This is a genomic window from Pedobacter jeongneungensis, from assembly GCF_000633455.1.
Lineage (GTDB): Bacteria > Bacteroidota > Bacteroidia > Sphingobacteriales > Sphingobacteriaceae > Pedobacter > Pedobacter jeongneungensis_A.
The window spans coordinates 60,442-77,901 of the sequence record NZ_AYMG01000017.1 but is presented as its reverse complement, the minus strand read 5'-3'; the positions used below and the strand labels follow the sequence as shown (position 1 = coordinate 77,901).

The window sequence follows — 17,460 nt, the reverse complement described above, 5'->3', positions numbered from 1 at the left end:
ATGATTGCATCTATAAAAAGAACCCTTCGATTTATTCAGCAACACCCTCTTGCAAAAAAACACTTGCTAAAAGCCTATGCCAATTTTTTTAGATGGCAATTGGTTTCAAGGCTTAATACAAAAGCCACGCCTATTAAATTTATAGAAGGAACCAAATTTTTGGCCAGGAAAAGAATTACCGGTATAACTGGAAATATATATGTGGGCTTACACGAATTCGAAGAAATGTCTTTTTTACTACATTTCTTAAGGCACGAAGATACTTTTTTCGACGTTGGCGCAAATGTAGGTGCTTATACCATTTTGGCATCTGGCGTTGTAAAAGCGAAAAGTATAGCCTTTGAACCAGCACTTTGCACCTTTAAGATTCTAGAAGCTAACATAAGGCTCAATAATTTGGCCGAACTGGCAACTTGCCAAAACATAGGAGTAGGTGATCGACATACGCATATGCACTTTACCCAAAACCAAGACACAACCAATCATGTTGCATTAATAGCTAGTGCAGATACAATAGGTATAGACATCTTTCCATTGGATTACTTTTATCCGGCACATCGGCCTGCCATGCTCAAAATTGACGTTGAAGGCTTTGAAACAGCTGTATTAAAAGGAGCGCTCAAGTTACTAAAAGATCCTTTGCTTAAAGTAATCATTATAGAACTTAATGGAAGTGGACAAAAGTATAGCTATGATGACGAAAAAATACATCAGCAATTGATAAAACTTGACTTTAATCCGTTTAAGTATGATCCATTTAGCAGAATATTATATCCCATCAGCTCTTATGGAACATTTAATACCATTTACATCAGAGACGTTGATTCGGTTAGAGATAAATTGATAAATGCAAAGCCATTCCATGTTCTCAATGAAAAAATTTAGTAATTGAAAAAACTAGCCATCATTACTACCCATCCAATCCAGTATTACGCACCAGTTTTTAAATTGTTGGCCGAAAAAATACAACTCAAAATATTTTATACCTGGGGTGAACAATCGATAGTTAAATATGACCAGGGTTTTGCTAAACAAATAGAATGGGATATACCTCTATTAGATGGCTATGATTACCAGTTTTTAGAAAATATCTCAAAAAATCCGGGAACACACCATTTTAGCGGCATCATCAACCCAGGCTTACTTAGCGCAATACAAGATTTTGAACCAAATGCAATCCTAATTTACGGTTGGGCCTGGAAAAGCCATTTAAAAGCTTTGAGGTTTTTCAAAGGTAAAATCCCAATTTACTTCAGGGGCGATTCTACATTGCTCGACCAAAAGAAAAACATTAAAAACTTATTACGGAGATTGTTTCTTAAATGGGTTTACAGCTATATTGATAAAGCTTTTTATGTTGGCACTGCAAATAAAAATTATTACAATCAATTTGGTTTAAAAGAAAAACAGGTGATCTTTTCACCGCACGCCATAGATAATAGCAGATTTGGAAAAATTGATCCGCAAGAAACCACCGAAATAAGAGAAAAATTAGCTATCAATCAGAATAATATCCTTATTCTTTTTGCAGGCAAATTAGAGCCTAAAAAAGCACCCCTTTTATTGTTGCAAGCTTTTAAACAGCTTGCAAACCCTAATCTTCACCTTCTATTTGTAGGCAACGGAGAACTGGAAAAAGAATTAAAAACAACAGCTGGTAATCTTTCTAATATCCATTTTATGGATTTTCAAAACCAAAGTAAGATGCCTGCTATTTATCAAGCCTGCGATTTATTTTGTTTGCCATCTAAAGGGCCGAACGAAACATGGGGCTTAGCTGTTAACGAAGCCATGGCAGCCGGAAAAGCAGTTTTGATTTCTACAAAAGTTGGCTGTGCTGTAGATTTGATTAAGCCTGGAATTAATGGAGAGATATTTAAATCAAATGACTTAAATGATCTTATGCAAAAATTAGGAGAATTGACAGAGAGCAAAGAAAAATTAGCAGAAATGGGAATGCAATCACAACAGATAATCCAAAACTGGTCATTCGAAAAACAAGTGAAAGCCATTGTAAATACTTTTTATAATATAAATGCAAAATAATACTCCAACCAGACTTATTTTAACCCTGTACTTTCCTGTTCTGGTTTGTTATTTACTAATCAATAGCCCCATCATGTCTTATTTTGCGGCTTGGTTTGGCTCGCTATTTATCTTTTATACTACCATATTATCTCCAGCCGCCATTATTAATCAGGATTTGCCCTTACATAAGCAAATTATGCGGCCTATATTTCTTACGCAACTCATTTTTGCTGGTTTTATGTGCACTACCTCCATATTCTATTTTATGGACCATTTAGGTTACCGATATTTAACTGAAGTTAATTACGGGGCACAGTTTAAAGAAAGCGAACAAACCGCACTTATTGCCAGTTGCCAACGCATGAGTTTACTTGCCCATGCAGCACTGGTTACCGGTATGCTATTAGTTCAAAAAAATAACATCATTATTAAGAGTATAAAAACTTTTGATGATGATGATTTTTTAATCTGGCTAAGCATTATTGTATTTGGAATAGGATCATTGGCTCAGCGTTTTTCGGGGCTTAACCAAATTGCCCTCCCACTTACCTTGATTGGAATATCCTGTGCGGCTGTATTATTTGTTAAAGGATTTAATACTAGAAATATTAAATACCTTGGCATAGGTGCTACAATTTTCATCCTTAATTTTATACACGCCTCATTGTCAGGATATAAAGAGCCTATCATTATTAATGTTATTGTTATTGCCTGCGTATTTTTTCCTTATTATAAAAAATTAATCATTTACCTGGCCATACCTGTTGCTTATGTGTTGCTTTATTTTTTGCCAACCTATAATAATACAGTAAGACAGAGCTGGAGTGGTGAAGTAAGTGCAGAAGAAGCACAAAACCAGGCATTTGAAAATCTAAACTCCAAAAACGAAGAACAGATTGAAGACACTAACTGGGGATTTCTAACCAGAAGATTAAGCGAAATAGAAATGTTTACCCAATTTGTGGAATATGTACCTGACCACCACCCTTATTATGACTGGGAGATTGTAGAAAATTCTTTAGAAGGACTTATTCCGAGAATTTTCTGGTCAGGAAAACCCAACATGGAAACTGTTTCCATGCAGCGTGTTTACGATGCAGGCGTGGCACATCAAATGTCGACAGTTTCTGCTAAAACACGCCCTGTTGTTGATGCTTATTTAAGCTTTGGCATTACCGGAGTCTTCTTCTTTATGCTTTTGTATGGAATGATGGTCCAACATTTTTCTGACCTGGCAGAAAGTTTATTCGGCGGTTATGAGCTGGGTTGCGTAATTATGTTCAACAGTATTTTTCAGGGCCTTTGGAGAGGAAATAACTTCGAATTTATGTTTAATAATATTTTTTGGGGATATGTGATTATGTGGTTTCTGTTTTACCTGCTTAGAACCATAAAAGTATTAAAACAGACATTTGACTAATCCAATAAAAAATTGAAGATTATCCACATCACCGCTTCTTATAAACCCGCATACATTTATGGCGGACCAATACAGAGTGTAGCAAAACTATGCGAAGCGCTAATTGGGGTTAGCGATGAGCGATCGGCGGTTAGCGATGATAATGTTTACATAAATAGGCTACAAGTACTAACCACAACTGCCAACGGAACCGAAGAATTAGAGGTACACCCAGGTAAAGTTAATTTAATTGATGGTGTGCCAGTTACCTATTTTAAACGCCTTACGAAGGATCACAGTCATTTTTCGCCGGGACTATTATTGGATTTAAGGAAAACCCTTCGACATGCTCAGGGTGACAAACTCATTATCCACATCCATGCCTGGTGGAATTTGGTTTCTGTTATGAGTTGCTTAATTGCGAAATGGTACAAAATACCTGTAGTGTTATCTCCACGTGGCATGCTTACCTCCTACTCTTTTAACAATCGAAATTCATTTTCAAAAATTTTAATTCATAAAATTCTAGGCAAAAAGCTATTGAAATGTTGCCACGTGCATGCGACCAGTGAACAGGAGAAGCAAGATATTCTGAAAATTATTAAACCAAAAAGTATTACTGTTATCCCTAATTTGGTTAATTTTCCGTTAACGGCTTCCGGTTTGCAGTCAGTAACTGATGATATATTTCGCTTACTTTTCCTCTCGCGTATCGAAGAAAAAAAAGGACTTGAATTACTTTTTGAAGCTTTGAGTCTTTTTGAAATCCCCTGGCAATTCACCATTGCAGGTTCAGGAAAAACAGAATATCTAGAAAGCCTGAAGCTTAAAGCTGAAAAGCTTAAGCTTAGCAACAGGATCAAGTGGCTTGGCCTGGTGAGTAAAGAAGATAAATTTAATTTAATGGCAGATCATGATTTGACTGTACTTACTTCTTACAATGAAAATTTTGCCAATGTAGTAATCGAAAGTTTAAGCGTTGGCACACCTGTTCTGATAAGCAAGCATGTCGGTTTAGCTGATTATGTAGCAGATAAAAAATTAGGTTGGGTTACTAGTCTGGATATTAATGAAATTAGAACCGAGTTGGTTTCTGCCTACAATGATCTCAACAAAAGAGAAAAGATAAGAACAAGTGCTCCATCAATAATTAAAGGTGATTTCAACGATGTTATTTTGGCAAAAAAATACATTGAACTTTACAATAGGATCTGATTTTAAGTTGGTATGAATAAAAATTTCAGTTTCATCATCTTAACTTTTAATGAAGAAATTCATCTGCCCAGGTTATTAAACTCTATAAAAAACCTTAATGCGAAAACGTTCATCCTGGATAGCGGAAGTACTGATTCTACTTTGAAAATTGCTGAAGCTTATGGTGCAGAAGTGAAACAAAATCCCTTTGAAAATCACCCGAAACAATGGGACTTTGCGTTAAGAAATTTCGAAATAGAAACCCCATGGACCATTGGGCTCGATGCCGATCATACTGTTACACCTGAACTGTTCGAAATGCTGGCTAATTTTAAAGAGGAAGATAATAAAGACATCAATGGCATTTACTTTAACCGCAAAAATTTCTTTCAGGGTAGCTGGATCAGATTTGGTACATTTTATCCTTTTTACCTTTTAAAAATGTTCAGGACAGGGGTCGGCTTTTCTGATTTAAACGAGAATATGGACCACCGGTTTATTGCGCCAGGTAAAACTAAAATCTGGAAGAAAGGCTGGATCTTAGAAGAAAACCTAAAAGAAAACGATATTGCATTTTGGAAAGCCAAACACGAACTTTATAGTGATCTTGTAGCCCAGGAAGAAGTAGAAAGGATACTGAAACTAAGACACCAAAGCTTAAAACCGAATTTATTAGGCAGCCCTGATGAAAAGCGCGCATGGTTAAAACGACTGTGGTGGGAACTTCCACTAGGATTTCGCCCCTATCTTTATTTTGGTTACCGGATGTTTTTTAAACTCGGTATATTTGAGGGCATCACCGGCATTAAATTCCACTATCTTCAGGGCTTTTGGTTTAGGCGACTGGTTGATAGAAAAATTAAAGCCATACAGAAAAAAAACCGTTAAATTTATAAGTGCCGTTAACATTATGACTCCAGAAGAAGCAAAAAAACAGGCCAATAAAAAAGCCATCAAATTTGTTGTTGCCCTTTTCATACTTTATATTGTATTTAGCCAGGGAAACCTGTTTATGAATAGTGTGATGACGCCAGGCTCGAGATTTTACAATCCCTATATCTCCCAGCATCTTGATTATATCCAGGGTTTAAAGTCGGCTTTGATTGTACCTGCCGTTTGGATCATCAAAGCCTTTGGTTTTTATGCCATTTACAATGAAATGGATGTAATGGTCGTATCGGGTCCGTATCTTCGGGTCAACTATTCATGCCTGGGTTTGGGTGTAATGAGTTTTTTAGCTGCTTTTGTACTGGCATTCCCGGCATCGTGGAAATCAACTTTTAAAATGTTGGTGATCGGCTTAATAACCATCTATGTATTAAATGTATTTCGTATTGCGGGCTTGGGCGTATTGCTTGGATTTTTTAAATCACAGCGCAACAATTTTACTTATCACCACGAGGTATTCAATATCATTGTATATATATGCGTTTTTACCATGTTATACTTCTGGATCAAAAAAGCAATAAACCAACCAAATCTTAATCCACCTATTATCAACAAATAATTAATAAATTTTGTTAAAAACGCAATTACGCAAGGATTTTGATACTGGAAACTTTAAAATAGGTGCTTCTGTAATCAAACAGTTTTTGTGGTATTTTATAGATATATTCTTTTTTAAAAGCCGATTGATGCCTGTTAGTAGCGTACTAATTTTCCTTCTAAAATTATTCGGGGCCAAAATTGGTAAAGAGGTACGCATAAAACCTGGTATCCATATTAAATATCCATGGAAACTGGAGGTGGGAGATTATAGTTGGCTGGCCGATTGTTATATCGATAACCTAGATGAAGTTAAAATAGGTAAAAACTGCTGTATTTCTCAACAAGCGGTTCTCATTACTGGTAATCATAACTATAAAAGCACTAATTTTAATTTGATAACTGCTCCCATTATCCTCGAAGATGGTGCGTGGATTGGTGCTGCGGCAAAGGTTTGTCCTGGTGTAACCTTGCATAACCACTCGGTATTAACACTAGGAAGTATTGCCACAAAAAATTTGATGCCTTACGCCATTTATCAGGGTAACCCAGCAGTTAAGATCAAAGACCGTTCAATAAAAGAATAAAATTTAAACTTTATCATTAAACATTTAAAGGCTGCTAAAAAGCGGCCTTTGTTTTTACTTCTCAGTTTATAAAAAAATATAATGACAATTATCAAAGCTTTACAGTTCTTTTACCTTGTAAATTACCTTGATATTAAAAATTATTTTGACATTTGTACTGTCTGTCGTCATAAAACTATTTAAGTTGGTAAATTTTAAATTAATGAAGAACAAGTATTCCTTGTCCTCCAATCTTATTTTAATTACTTTTTTAATCGGCATCGTAAATCTGTTCTTTTACGATTATGAGAGTACGCAGGAAACTATTGTTTTTATATCAATCCTGAGTATGCGCTATCTGCTCTTTATCCTGATTAAACGTAGGTTTGAATGGAGCAAGTATTTATTGGTGCTTATTATTTTAAGAAGTATTTACCGATTGTATAGTGTAATGGGAGATATGGATGTTAGCCCTGTTACTAAGGTAAACCTCACCTTACAACTGATTATTTCTTTACTGGCATTTGCAATTCTAATCGTTTTCCCAAGGGTAAAAGAATGGATTAACGATAAAAGGAAATATATATCTGCTCCAAGGGTATCCAATCCACAACACTAGCTTTTTCAAAGATTTTGGCGTACCTTAGGTGCTAGCCGTTGCAATTATAGTCAAATAATTGCTCACGGAATAAATGAGTAAAATGGCAATAAACATTACCCAATAAGCCTATAATTTTGACTAAACCAACAGCGTTAGCCATTATTACGGAAAATCCCAATAATATTCCTAAAAAACCGCTGTAACAATGTACTCTCTTGAGTAATAATTTCTGCTTCCCCCTGCATACCACTTTTCAGTTTAATTCTGGCTGTATTTTTCTTATAATCAAAGCCCTTAAATGTTACTTTTCCTAAAAAAACACTATCCCGATAAGCTACATCAGAGATATAAGATAACTTTCCCTGTAAAATACCAAATTGCTCATAAGGGTAACTTCTAAGCCTGATCAGTACACGCTCGCCATCATGTACCTTACCCATATTGTACTGCGGAATTTTTACTTCCCCAAAAAAAGAATCATTCCCAGGGTTTACCAGAAAAACTTCCTGGTTGGCCACAACATTTTGGTTTTCTTGCACAATACCCGAAAAGCTGATCTTTCCATTTACAGGCGCGCGCAGCACAAATTGCATAATCCAATTATCACTTTGGGTAATACATTCATTTAGTGATTGTATAAATTTGAGTTTCTCATCAAAAATGGTTTGTTTAAGGGTTGCTAAATCTCTCTCTTTTGACGAATAAGTAATCCTGTTACTTAACAGAGATGATTCACTTTGATTTAAAGGGGATTGGGAAGAAAGATATTTGTTCTCTTGAAAGGCAAACTCACTTCTTGATATTACCCCATTCTTATAAAGTTTCTGATAAGCCTGGTACTCTATTTCCTGGTTTTTGAATTCCAAGGACTGGATCTTTTTTTGGTCTGCAATTTTTGATTCCAGTTCGCTCAGATGCTTAAGGTCTTTATCGAGGTAATCGATCTGCTTGAGGTAATAACCATCCTTTAGAGTTGATTTATAGCGTAAATATTGCTGATAGAAATTTTGATAGGCAGACTGAAGCTCTCCAAGGTTAAGCATTGTTGGGAGTTCTATATCTCCATTGTTATTATTAAGAAGCTTTGTTTTATAAAGCCGAAGCCTTTCATTAATCAACAATATATCAGGGGCTTTGGCAGAACTTTCAAGAAATGCTAGTACCTGCCCGGAAATTACCTGTTGACCTTCAGTTACTATAATTTGGCTAATTTTCCCCGTTTGCCTACTTAGTACGGCTTTAGGTGCATTTAGCATATTTACCGTTATACCTGTTCTAACAGTTTCAGGATAACTGATCAGGTGCGACATCAGAATAATTCCCACCATTAAAAAAAAAGCAATGGTAATGCCAAAACGTAATAACCAGTTTGGCACAGCGGTTAAGATGTCCTGAATTTCTTCACTATTGTCTTCATCTTCAATGTCGATTTTGTTATTTGGCATATTGTCTGCTCTAACTCCCCATTTCAAGCTGGTTCTTAACCAGTTTATAATAGGCACCTCTCCTTGCACTAAGTTCTTCATGGCTTCCCTGTTCAATTATATTGCCTTTTTCCATTACAATTATATTATCGGCGTTGCGTACCGTGCTCAGCCTATGGGCCACTACAATTACGGTACGTCCGCGAAAGAATGATTCCATATTTTCCATAATCACCCTTTCATTATTTGCATCTAATGCATTGGTTGCCTCATCAAAAAACAGATAATCAGGATTCTTATAAACGGCCCGCGCAATAAGTATGCGTTGCCGTTGCCCCTGGCTTATCCCATTTCCTTCTGCACCGATCTTGGTTTCTACTCCCATAGCAAGACTATCAATAAAGCCTCCAATGTTGGCAATGTTTATTGCATGCCTTAGTTTTGCAACATCTGGGTACTCGTCTCCTACAGCAATGTTTCTGGCAATACTGTCTGAAAAAATAAACCCATCCTGCATTACGACACCGCAATGCCCTCTCCAATAACCGAAACTAATCTGCGATAGTGCGTTATTACCCACTTTAATTTCTCCTTTATCGGGTTCGTAAAACCTTAAGAGTAATTTTAGTATCGTTGTTTTACCACTTCCACTCATCCCCACAATTGCGGTTGTTTTACCTTCCGGAATATCAATATTAAGATCAGTTAATATGGGTTCGTTCCCCGCGCCGGGATAGGTAAATGAAATATTATCAAACTTAATTCCGCGGTTAACAGGAAGTTCATGTAAAAATTGCTGTTCTACAGGCTCTTCATCTTTCATTACCCTAATTTCGTTTAACCGCTCAAGAGATATCTTCGCGTCCTGAAATTGCTGAACAAAGGTAATCAGCTGTTCTATAGGACTATTTAGCTGACCGATAATATATTGAACAGCCATCATCGCACCAAGGGTAAGCTGGCCATTAATAACCGATTTGGCAACTAAAAAAGTAATCAGGATGTTTTTTCCCTCATTGATAAAGAATGAGCCTGCCATTTGATATTGCCCTAATGCCAAACTCTTAACATTAAACTGGAAAAGCCTGGCTTGAATACGTTCCCATTCCCATCTTTTTTGTTTTTCACAGTTGTTGAGCTTTATTTCCTGCATTCCGGCAATAAGCTGCACAACTGCACTCTGGTTTTTCGAAGAAATTTCGAACCGTTTATAATCAAGCGTACGCCTCTTACTTAAGAAAAATATAATCCAAAGGCCATACAATACAGTGCTGACTAAAAAGATCGCCAGTATGCCTGCATTATAAAAGGAGAGCACGATGCCAAAAATAAACAGATTGAAGAATGAGAAAAGTATATTTAGCGTAGGGCCTGTTAAAAAGGATTCTATACGATGTTGGTCGTTCATCCGCTGCATAATATCCCCAGTCATTTTGGTATCGAAAAACGCCATGGGCAGTTTCATCAGTTTAACAAGAAAATCAGTTAAAATGGATATGTTAACCCGTGTACTAATGTGCAATAATATCCATGACCGGATAAAATCGACCCCCATTCTCCCTAAAAGCAACATTGATTGTGCTATGAGTACAACATACACAAAGCTGATATTGCGTGTATTTATTCCAACATCAACAACTGATTGTGTGAGGAATGGCAAAATCAGCTGCATTAAACTGCCGATACCAAGACCTAAAAAAAGCTGAAGGATTAGCTTTTTATAACGGGTTAGATATCCTGCAAGATAACTAAAATCCATTCCTTTGATTTCTTCCTCATCATCGACAAAAAAATCGGGAGTTGGAGCAAGCATCAAGGCTATTCCCTTATGTTTTTCATTTTCGGCTGAAGAAATCCAGTTTTCGGTAAAGCTGGCACTGTCAAGCCGCATACTGCCACGCGAAGGGTCTGCAATGTAAAAGTGTTTTCCCTTTATTTTATAAAGAACCACGAAATGCTTTTTGTTCCAATGCAAGATAACCGGTAAATCGATACTGCGGAGCGATGAACTTGAAACCTGTACGCCAATAGACCTAAACCCAATTTTTTCGGCTGCATCGCTAATTCCCAGAAGCGAAACGCCTTCTCTATTTATTCCACTTATTTTCCTTAACCGCTGCAGGCTTATATTTCTTCCATAGTGCCTTGCCACCATACGAAGACAAGTAGGGCCACAGTCCATTTTATCCAATTGCCGATATGTTTGGAATTTTTTCAAAATGCGCCTTGTTTTTCTTTGATAACCGGCTCTTGCTCCCAGCTCATGGTGTATGGATTATAAGTACAAGACGCAGGTTTTGCATAACGTCCGCCTGTTTTAGTAAATACCCTGCAATCGGAACAGATGTACCTAAATTCGCAGTCGCTGCATCCTTCAACCTGATCCTTGGAAATGTTTCCCCAATCCAAATAATCTTGTCTTATTACCACATCATCAATAGAAAGATCATTTACATGGCCATAAGTACTATCCATAGCAGGGCAATTTTTGATCATTCCATTTTTATCAACTGAAACTTTTGCATTTAGGCAGCTATTGAAATGCTGCGATTCAATAAAAAAAGGAGCATTTATCCTGAAATATTTCGGACTTACAAAACCACAATGTGATTCATCTTTTATTTCCTGTTTAATAAATCGCAGTGGATATCTCTTTTGATGGATTAACAGGCTTTCTTCAGGCGCACTATGTATAATAATTTCGGTTAACCGCTCATGTTTTTGCATTAGCCTGATCAGGGAGCTTTTGTCCATTTCTCGCGAATAACCTAAAACGAGCTGAATATTGCGGATTTTTCCCATTCCCCTTGCAAAAGTCGATAATAGCTGGCTAACCCATAAAATGCATGCAGCATCAAAATACCTCACCTGAACGGTTTCGCAGCCCAATTTTTCAAGTTGATCGATTATTGGCTCTACAGGATAATCGGAATGATAGTCAAAATCGATTATGGCGTTAGATATAAGGCTTGAGTTTTTCCATTCTAAAGATAACCTAGGATATAGTTCAGGTTCGGTGGTACGAAATGCATACTCCCGGGTAATAAGATGATCGAGATATTTGGTAATATTGGCTACATCTGCAGCATTATAGCCTTGAAGCACTTCTTCAATTGGCCGTGATTTTCCTTCTTCGAGTATCTCCGATATGCCAAGAGGCACAAACATATAATCGTGCCGCTGAATATCTACTATAGTTGCCCTTTTGGCGCCCTTAACCAAAATACAACAAGCAAAAAGTTTGATATAAACATTATCTTTTATCATGCTGGATACAAAGAGAAATGTATTTTGGACTCGACTTTACCAAACTATCCTCATTGTTATAGAATGAACTGTTATAACGGTTAGGATAAGAATCGTATTCTTTTTTTTCCTTCTTCCCTTTAGAAAGCAGTACATTTAAGGGAAGCATAGCACTAAGTTTAGCAGATAGTTTATTGAACATTTTCGTTTTTCTTTTTTATAAGGGATAGTGCTATTTTTTCTTCTAAATAATAATTACAGGGTTTTGAAACCATATCAAACTGTCCTTTCGGATTAACTTCGAGAAATACATACCTGCCATCTTTGGTTTTGATCATATCCACAGAACCGGTATTAAGTTGCAGGCTCTCCATCATTATTTTTATCGAATCTGAGATCGCTAACGGAAGTTTAAAAGGTACCCAGCGATTAGGTTTTTTGTGGTTATAGTTACGGTAATCTACCTTAGTCTGTTCATCAAGCTGACTGAATATCGACATGGCATAACTTACACCATCAAGAAAAAAAATCCTTAGTTCGACATCTTTTTCAAGGTATTCTTGAATAAGCGACGGAAAGAATCTGGCTTTAACCCGCTCCGAAAAAAGTGTAGGAGACAGTAATTGTGGTGTGATATAGTAAGCAAGTGCTTTATGAAAAATTACTTCACACTCGCCAAGTGGTTTAAGCAGAAATCTTTTAAAAGTATTTTTTACCTGTTGGGTTACAGCGCCCGCCCTATTGGTAACCCTACTCTCCGGAATATCCAATCCCGCCCTGCTGGCCGCTACAAGCTGTTGAAATTTAGAGAGGTTATTGGCGATGAGAGGATTGCATAGCCATTTGGTTTTGAGTGATAATGGTGCATATATGGCGTTCATCAGTGCATCATGCTCGTTATGCATGAAATAATGCAGTTTACCTTCAAAAAGCTTTTTAGAAGGGCTATAAATATTAGACTCGAAAAAAAGACCAAACTTTCTAAACCAGGTTGCCTTAGCATCCATAAGCTGTATGTTTTTATTAACAAGCATTGAAACCCCCGATCTGCTTAACTCAATAGTTAATGCTGCTCGATCCGTAAGATCGGAATCATTTATCCGGGTAACAGGCTCTTTGTAGTAAGCAAGCCAATCCATAACGTAATCGGTTGAATCATCACCGTGGGAACTAAGAATCAGAATCATTTTACCGTTATTGTTTGGGTCCACACTATTTTTGCATTTTCATTAATGATGCGCATACTGTAATTGCCCTTTTCAAGGGCCGTTTGCCACTGGGTTACTCCAGAATGGATGCGAAACTGATCTACCGGTACCGGACCCCAAGAGGATGGCCCTAAAATCTGTAATAACTTGCCCTGATATAATGGAAGAAGACTAAAATTATAAAGCGTAGTTCCTTTTTTATGCAGGATGGCATTTAATCTTCCAAAATTCACTTCACTTGGCGACCAGCACACAAGCAGATCGTAATCTCCTTTGTGATCGTACGCAGAGTTTATTGGTTTTCCTTTAGCATCAACCACAACATAGGGCATCCCTTTGTTAAGACCAGACATCTGAGCTGTAAACTCCCCTACAGAGTTCACTTCCTGGTTAATGGTAAACGGATCAATCCCGGTAATCATGCGAAAATATTCTGCCATAAAAATTACGTTACCACCCTGCTCCCATATGTGCCCAGGCCCTGTATGAACCAATATTTTTGCTTTAGGATCACTACTAAGGATTTCACTTATTTTTTTTGCCTGGTTAAACTCCCTAACATTCTGCCCATAGTTTTCATTGGTGTATTCCCTATCATCCTCATATTCGTAAGAAATAAGTTTAAAGCCTATACTTTTTGCCTTTCTAAGCAGGTTTGCCATATTTGGTTCAGAAAAATAAAATCCCGTTTCGTAGTCTGCATATCCCCGTTGGTTAACGAGCGAGTCTTCATCAAGTCCTTCAAGGCAGAGGTACCGAAATCCTTTTTTATATAAGTCGTCCAATACATTGGCAGTAAAAATCCGGTTCTTTGGGGTATTGTGATCTTCATTGATCATAATTACCTGATGATTATCCGCTGCTTTAGAAAGATATTTGTAAGCAGGTAAAAAAGTAACTGGAGATACCACACTATCCTGTTTTTTACGGCTTGCCCAGTTTAATGGATAATCTTCGCCAATGGCAGAAGAAAAAAAGCTAAGGGCCTGGTCGTACACCGTAGGTTTCTTCCTTCCGGAGCCATCTTTTTTAGATTGCGCCGATTTCATTTTATAAATGGTATCTATTGCCTTTAAATAGTTGTTGTGTGCTACCAACTCTGCTCCCAGCTCAAAAGGATTAGTTTGCGCCCTCATCACAACAGGAACGGCAAAAACAAATAGGATCAGGGTAAAAATCTTCATAAGGTAATATCACAAGGGACAGAACTAACTTGCTCTGCCCCTATTTAAATTTATTAAAAACTAGTGGTCAACTCTGTTCTTTTTAGTTTTTCTAACATAAGTAACCGATAGCTCTGTAGCTGAAGTATCTGATTCTAAACTATCATCAGTATCATCATCGCCACCATCGCCTTCATCACCGTCGTCGGCTAATCCGCCAAGGATGTTTTTCATTTGTTCTCTGTTTAGTGGACTGGTCTGGTCCAAATCAAATTTTTCGATTTCGTGGTTTGGCTTTTTCATAAAGAAAATTAATATCAAGATTGTACAATCCTTTCGAGCCGGATTGCTTAGGCTACACCCTTTTAAAACCTGGTGCATGTTTTTAGTGACTGCGTTTGCAACCGTAATCACTCTCCAGCTAGACAAAATGGATAGTCGACTTTTCGTACTAGCTGAGCTGAAATTATTAAAAGAAGTGTTATACAATAAATTTTTCGTTTTAAACAGCCAATTGCTTTGCTCTTTAGGCGGATTGTCTTTCCATCAACTAAAACTATTAATCAGATTATAATAACCTACCGACATTTAAAACTCCTTGTTGTGTAGTACAAATCTTTCAAAAACAACATTTTTTTTACGATATTTATATTCCCTAAACTAACTTATGCATCCCACATTGAAATGCGTTATCATTGATGATGAGCCCTTCGCCATAAAGCTACTCTCCGAACAGATCGACACACTTGACTATTTAACGCTATATAAAACTTACACCAATCCTCTTACTGCACTTGCTGAGATCCAAGAACATGAACAGATCGACATTCTCTTTGTAGATATTGATATGCCCCAGCTGTCTGGAATTGACTTGGCCAGTAAGCTGTCGACAAAAGTTTCGCATATTATTTTTACCACAGCCTACCCACAGTTTGCACTCGAAGCTTTTGGTGTACACGCGGCAGATTATTTACTTAAGCCCATAGAGCCGGCAAAATTTATAGTGTGCACCAACAGAATATTGAACCTTAGTGTTAATAAAAGCCAGCCGCAACCATTACCCAATGAGAAAATTTTTATAAAAGGAGAAACCAAGGGAAAATTTATTGCCATTAATCCTTCAGAAATCATCATTATCTATGTTCAGGAACATTATATCATGATAGAAACTCATGCAGCGAGGTACCGAACAACCGAAACGCTTAAAAATATAGAGGAGCGTTTATCAACCGACAGGCGTTTTATCAGGATACATCAATCGAACATTATTAATATGGAAAAAATTGTTCATGTTGATGGGAATACAGTATATATGGAACAAAAATGGAAAGCGCCCATTAGTGAGAACTATAAAAAAAAATTCATGGCGCTTATAGCTAATAAACTACTAAGCCCCAAATAACCGGGGCTTATCTCATTTACTGTATCCAAAAATAGTTATTGTGGCATTGGTATTTGTCGGATCCGTAGGAAATGGTGAATTGCCATTGTGTTTAGCCTTAACATATGTAAAGGCTGTTCGTTTTTTTAAGAGCGGGTGTTTTTTCATGTTTTTTTGGCAACATAACTCCTAAAAAAGAAAAAAATAATTTTTTACCATAAACAAGATGATTAGCTTTCCAAACCCCCAAATTGTATGGTTAAATGCTTTGGGCAGATTTTTAACAGATAGCAGGTATCACCTGCTAGGATGGCTTATATTTATCTTTTATGATGCAGTACTTGGCGGCATTGCTAGGGGTATATTCGGAACTTTAGAGAATTATATCGTTCACTATACGATCAACATTTCTCTTTTTTACCTTCACTCTTATCTTTTTTTAAAAATAATGTCGGGGAAGAATATTCCAAAAGCATGGTTTTTTGCGTTCTTGCTGGCGACAGAACTTTCCGTTTACCTGGTGGTAACAGGCATTGTAGATAACTTGCTGCATCGTTTCACACATATTCTTTCAAATGGCCCATTGGTTATCGATAAGCAACTTATTTTCGCCTATGTTTGGAGAGGAATGTATTTCATTTTTTTTTCTACCGGTTATTGCTTTTTCCTCAATTACAAAAGGAACAGGGATTTAAGAGAAGCGATGCAAATGAAGGATCTTGAGCGCCAGGTAGCAAAAGAAACTATAGAGAAGGAACTTACCCAGGCTAAAAATTCCTTCCTTCTCGCTCAGGTAAACCCGCATTTTCTGTTTAATACACTCAATTATATTTATTATACCTGCTATAAAACATCTCCAGACGGTGCTAAAGCTATTATGGCCCTTGCGAAGATTATGCGCTACTCTGCCGATAGCAAAAATACGCAAGAAATGGTTATGCTAAAAAATGAAATCGAACATATAGAAACGCTTATACAGTTGCACTTAATGCGTTATGAAGAACAGATCAGGTTTAATTTTAATTATAGTCAGCAGGCAGCTAATACCCGTGTAATTCCGCTACTCTTAATTACATTGGTAGAAAACATTTTTAAACATGGCGACTTCACCGATAAAGAGCGCATACCTAAAGTTGATATCTCTATCCAGGAAAACACTTTACTGATTACTACTGAAAACAGACAAAAACAAAATATCGATAATCGCGGCCTAGGTTCCGGGCTTTCAAATATATCTACCAGATTAAAACATACTTATGGAGACGGCGCAACATTTAGTTATGGCCTTGATGACCGGAAATGTTTTAAAGTAAAACTTAGCATCTTTATAGAGGGGTAAAGTGGATTAACTTTACAGCTTTTTATACATTAAAGAATCCAACTTTCCTTTGCCGTTGACAGGAATTTATGATTTTTTCAAATTAAAGGAACTTGAACTGCATTGACAAAACAATACCAAGACAATCAAATGGCTTAAGCGATTGATTTAGCTATTATAAAGCATCTTGTCCTCAGCCCATATTTAAGCGCTTAATTGCAAACTGTTTTTTAAACAAATCCACTACGACGAAACAATATCATTTTTATTATATTTTGTATTAAAAATAAGACTGAATTTATATATTTATAACAATAAAGCTTTATCTTGGTATCAATATATGCAGTTTGTTAACTTTCTGTCTGGCACCACCTGTTTTTTCCTGCTTTTAATTTCACTCCATTTATTTTTCGCAAAAAATGGGAATAGAAAGCAGAATATCATGTT

At 36.7% G+C, this 17,460-nt stretch carries 17 protein-coding genes; 10 read left to right on the top strand and 7 right to left on the bottom strand.

Annotated elements, in window-relative coordinates; all coding sequences use genetic code 11:
• From U859_RS0116520 to U859_RS0116485, 8 genes are all read left to right on the top strand, one after another.
• Nucleotides 1–885 carry an FkbM family methyltransferase gene (locus tag U859_RS0116520; protein ID WP_025144446.1) on the top strand — a complete coding sequence of 295 codons (885 nt, stop codon included), beginning with the start codon at nt 1–3 and terminating at the stop codon, nt 883–885.
• Between the two features lie 426 nt (nt 886–1,311).
• Nucleotides 1,312–2,046: a glycosyltransferase family 4 protein gene (locus U859_RS0116515; protein ID WP_240183067.1), complete on the top strand. Its 735-nt coding sequence runs from the start codon at nt 1,312–1,314 to the stop codon at nt 2,044–2,046.
• Complete coding sequence (locus tag U859_RS0116510; protein WP_025144444.1) at nt 2,036–3,448, top strand: exosortase Y-associated Wzy-like protein; 1,413 nt, start codon at nt 2,036–2,038, stop codon at nt 3,446–3,448. The genes U859_RS0116515 and U859_RS0116510 overlap by 11 nt, the downstream gene beginning before the upstream one ends.
• Before the next feature lie 12 nt (nt 3,449–3,460).
• Nucleotides 3,461–4,642, top strand: a complete 1,182-nt coding sequence (locus U859_RS0116505) for an XrtY-associated glycosyltransferase XYAG1 (protein WP_025144443.1) — start codon at nt 3,461–3,463, stop codon at nt 4,640–4,642.
• A 12-nt stretch (nt 4,643–4,654) separates the two neighbouring features.
• The gene (locus U859_RS0116500) at nt 4,655–5,509 is read left to right on the top strand and encodes a glycosyltransferase family 2 protein (RefSeq protein ID WP_025144442.1); all 855 of its coding nucleotides are present in this window, start codon (nt 4,655–4,657) and stop codon (nt 5,507–5,509) included.
• Between the two features lie 22 nt (nt 5,510–5,531).
• Nucleotides 5,532–6,128, top strand: coding sequence for an exosortase Y (gene xrtY, locus U859_RS0116495; RefSeq protein ID WP_162799963.1), 597 nt, complete (start codon nt 5,532–5,534; stop codon nt 6,126–6,128).
• Between the two features lie 10 nt (nt 6,129–6,138).
• Nucleotides 6,139–6,693 carry a WcaF family extracellular polysaccharide biosynthesis acetyltransferase gene (locus U859_RS0116490; RefSeq protein WP_025144440.1) on the top strand — a complete coding sequence of 185 codons (555 nt, stop codon included), beginning with the start codon at nt 6,139–6,141 and terminating at the stop codon, nt 6,691–6,693.
• A gap of 202 nt (nt 6,694–6,895) precedes the next feature.
• Nucleotides 6,896–7,291: a hypothetical protein gene (locus U859_RS0116485; protein WP_025144439.1), complete on the top strand. Its 396-nt coding sequence runs from the start codon at nt 6,896–6,898 to the stop codon at nt 7,289–7,291.
• A 134-nt stretch (nt 7,292–7,425) separates the two neighbouring features.
• On the opposite strand, the gene U859_RS0116480 is transcribed toward U859_RS0116485, so the two are convergent.
• The 7 genes from U859_RS0116480 to U859_RS0116450 are packed head-to-tail and all read right to left on the bottom strand — an operon-like array spanning nt 7,426 to nt 14,617.
• The gene (locus U859_RS0116480) at nt 7,426–8,718 is read right to left on the bottom strand and encodes an HlyD family efflux transporter periplasmic adaptor subunit (RefSeq protein WP_025144438.1); all 1,293 of its coding nucleotides are present in this window, start codon (nt 8,716–8,718) and stop codon (nt 7,426–7,428) included.
• 10 nt (nt 8,719–8,728) lie between these two features.
• Nucleotides 8,729–10,915, bottom strand: a complete 2,187-nt coding sequence (locus U859_RS0116475) for a peptidase domain-containing ABC transporter (RefSeq protein ID WP_025144437.1) — start codon at nt 10,913–10,915, stop codon at nt 8,729–8,731.
• Nucleotides 10,912–11,964, bottom strand: a complete 1,053-nt coding sequence (gwsS, locus tag U859_RS0116470; protein ID WP_025144436.1) for a grasp-with-spasm system SPASM domain peptide maturase — start codon at nt 11,962–11,964, stop codon at nt 10,912–10,914. Before gwsS ends, U859_RS0116475 begins: the two co-directional genes overlap by 4 nt.
• Nucleotides 11,951–12,145, bottom strand: a complete 195-nt coding sequence (locus U859_RS0116465; RefSeq protein WP_025144435.1) for a hypothetical protein — start codon at nt 12,143–12,145, stop codon at nt 11,951–11,953. Before U859_RS0116465 ends, gwsS begins: the two co-directional genes overlap by 14 nt.
• Entirely contained in the window at nt 12,135–13,130 is a 996-nt protein-coding gene (gene gwsG, locus U859_RS0116460) for a grasp-with-spasm system ATP-grasp peptide maturase (protein WP_025144434.1), read from the bottom strand. The genes U859_RS0116465 and gwsG overlap by 11 nt, the downstream gene beginning before the upstream one ends.
• Nucleotides 13,127–14,335 carry a hypothetical protein gene (locus tag U859_RS0116455; protein WP_025144433.1) on the bottom strand — a complete coding sequence of 403 codons (1,209 nt, stop codon included), beginning with the start codon at nt 14,333–14,335 and terminating at the stop codon, nt 13,127–13,129. Before U859_RS0116455 ends, gwsG begins: the two co-directional genes overlap by 4 nt.
• Before the next feature lie 60 nt (nt 14,336–14,395).
• The gene (locus tag U859_RS0116450) at nt 14,396–14,617 is read right to left on the bottom strand and encodes a hypothetical protein (protein ID WP_025144432.1); all 222 of its coding nucleotides are present in this window, start codon (nt 14,615–14,617) and stop codon (nt 14,396–14,398) included.
• Between the two features lie 364 nt (nt 14,618–14,981).
• On the opposite strand from U859_RS0116450, the gene U859_RS0116445 reads away from it, so the two are divergent.
• Nucleotides 14,982–15,716: a LytR/AlgR family response regulator transcription factor gene (locus U859_RS0116445; protein ID WP_025144431.1), complete on the top strand. Its 735-nt coding sequence runs from the start codon at nt 14,982–14,984 to the stop codon at nt 15,714–15,716.
• A gap of 205 nt (nt 15,717–15,921) precedes the next feature.
• Complete coding sequence (locus U859_RS31175; RefSeq protein ID WP_025144430.1) at nt 15,922–17,034, top strand: sensor histidine kinase; 1,113 nt, start codon at nt 15,922–15,924, stop codon at nt 17,032–17,034.
• Nucleotides 17,035–17,460 lie beyond the last annotated feature (426 nt).

Bases quoted from the DNA above. Each gene is read 5' to 3' on its own strand.
- U859_RS0116520 (WP_025144446.1), top strand. From the start codon at position 1: ATGATTGCATCTATAAAAAGAACCCTTCGATTTATTCAGCAACACCCT.
- U859_RS0116510 (WP_025144444.1), top strand. From the start codon at position 2,036: ATGCAAAATAATACTCCAACCAGACTTATTTTAACCCTGTACTTTCCT.
- U859_RS0116500 (WP_025144442.1), top strand. From the start codon at position 4,655: ATGAATAAAAATTTCAGTTTCATCATCTTAACTTTTAATGAAGAAATT.
- xrtY (WP_162799963.1), top strand. From the start codon at position 5,532: ATGACTCCAGAAGAAGCAAAAAAACAGGCCAATAAAAAAGCCATCAAA.
- U859_RS0116485 (WP_025144439.1), top strand. From the start codon at position 6,896: ATGAAGAACAAGTATTCCTTGTCCTCCAATCTTATTTTAATTACTTTT.
- U859_RS0116480 (WP_025144438.1), bottom strand. From the start codon at position 8,718: ATGCCAAATAACAAAATCGACATTGAAGATGAAGACAATAGTGAAGAA.
- gwsS (WP_025144436.1), bottom strand. From the start codon at position 11,964: ATGATAAAAGATAATGTTTATATCAAACTTTTTGCTTGTTGTATTTTG.
- U859_RS0116465 (WP_025144435.1), bottom strand. From the start codon at position 12,145: ATGTTCAATAAACTATCTGCTAAACTTAGTGCTATGCTTCCCTTAAAT.
- gwsG (WP_025144434.1), bottom strand. From the start codon at position 13,130: ATGATTCTGATTCTTAGTTCCCACGGTGATGATTCAACCGATTACGTT.
- U859_RS0116455 (WP_025144433.1), bottom strand. From the start codon at position 14,335: ATGAAGATTTTTACCCTGATCCTATTTGTTTTTGCCGTTCCTGTTGTG.
- U859_RS0116450 (WP_025144432.1), bottom strand. From the start codon at position 14,617: ATGAAAAAGCCAAACCACGAAATCGAAAAATTTGATTTGGACCAGACC.
- U859_RS0116445 (WP_025144431.1), top strand. From the start codon at position 14,982: ATGCATCCCACATTGAAATGCGTTATCATTGATGATGAGCCCTTCGCC.
- U859_RS31175 (WP_025144430.1), top strand. From the start codon at position 15,922: ATGATTAGCTTTCCAAACCCCCAAATTGTATGGTTAAATGCTTTGGGC.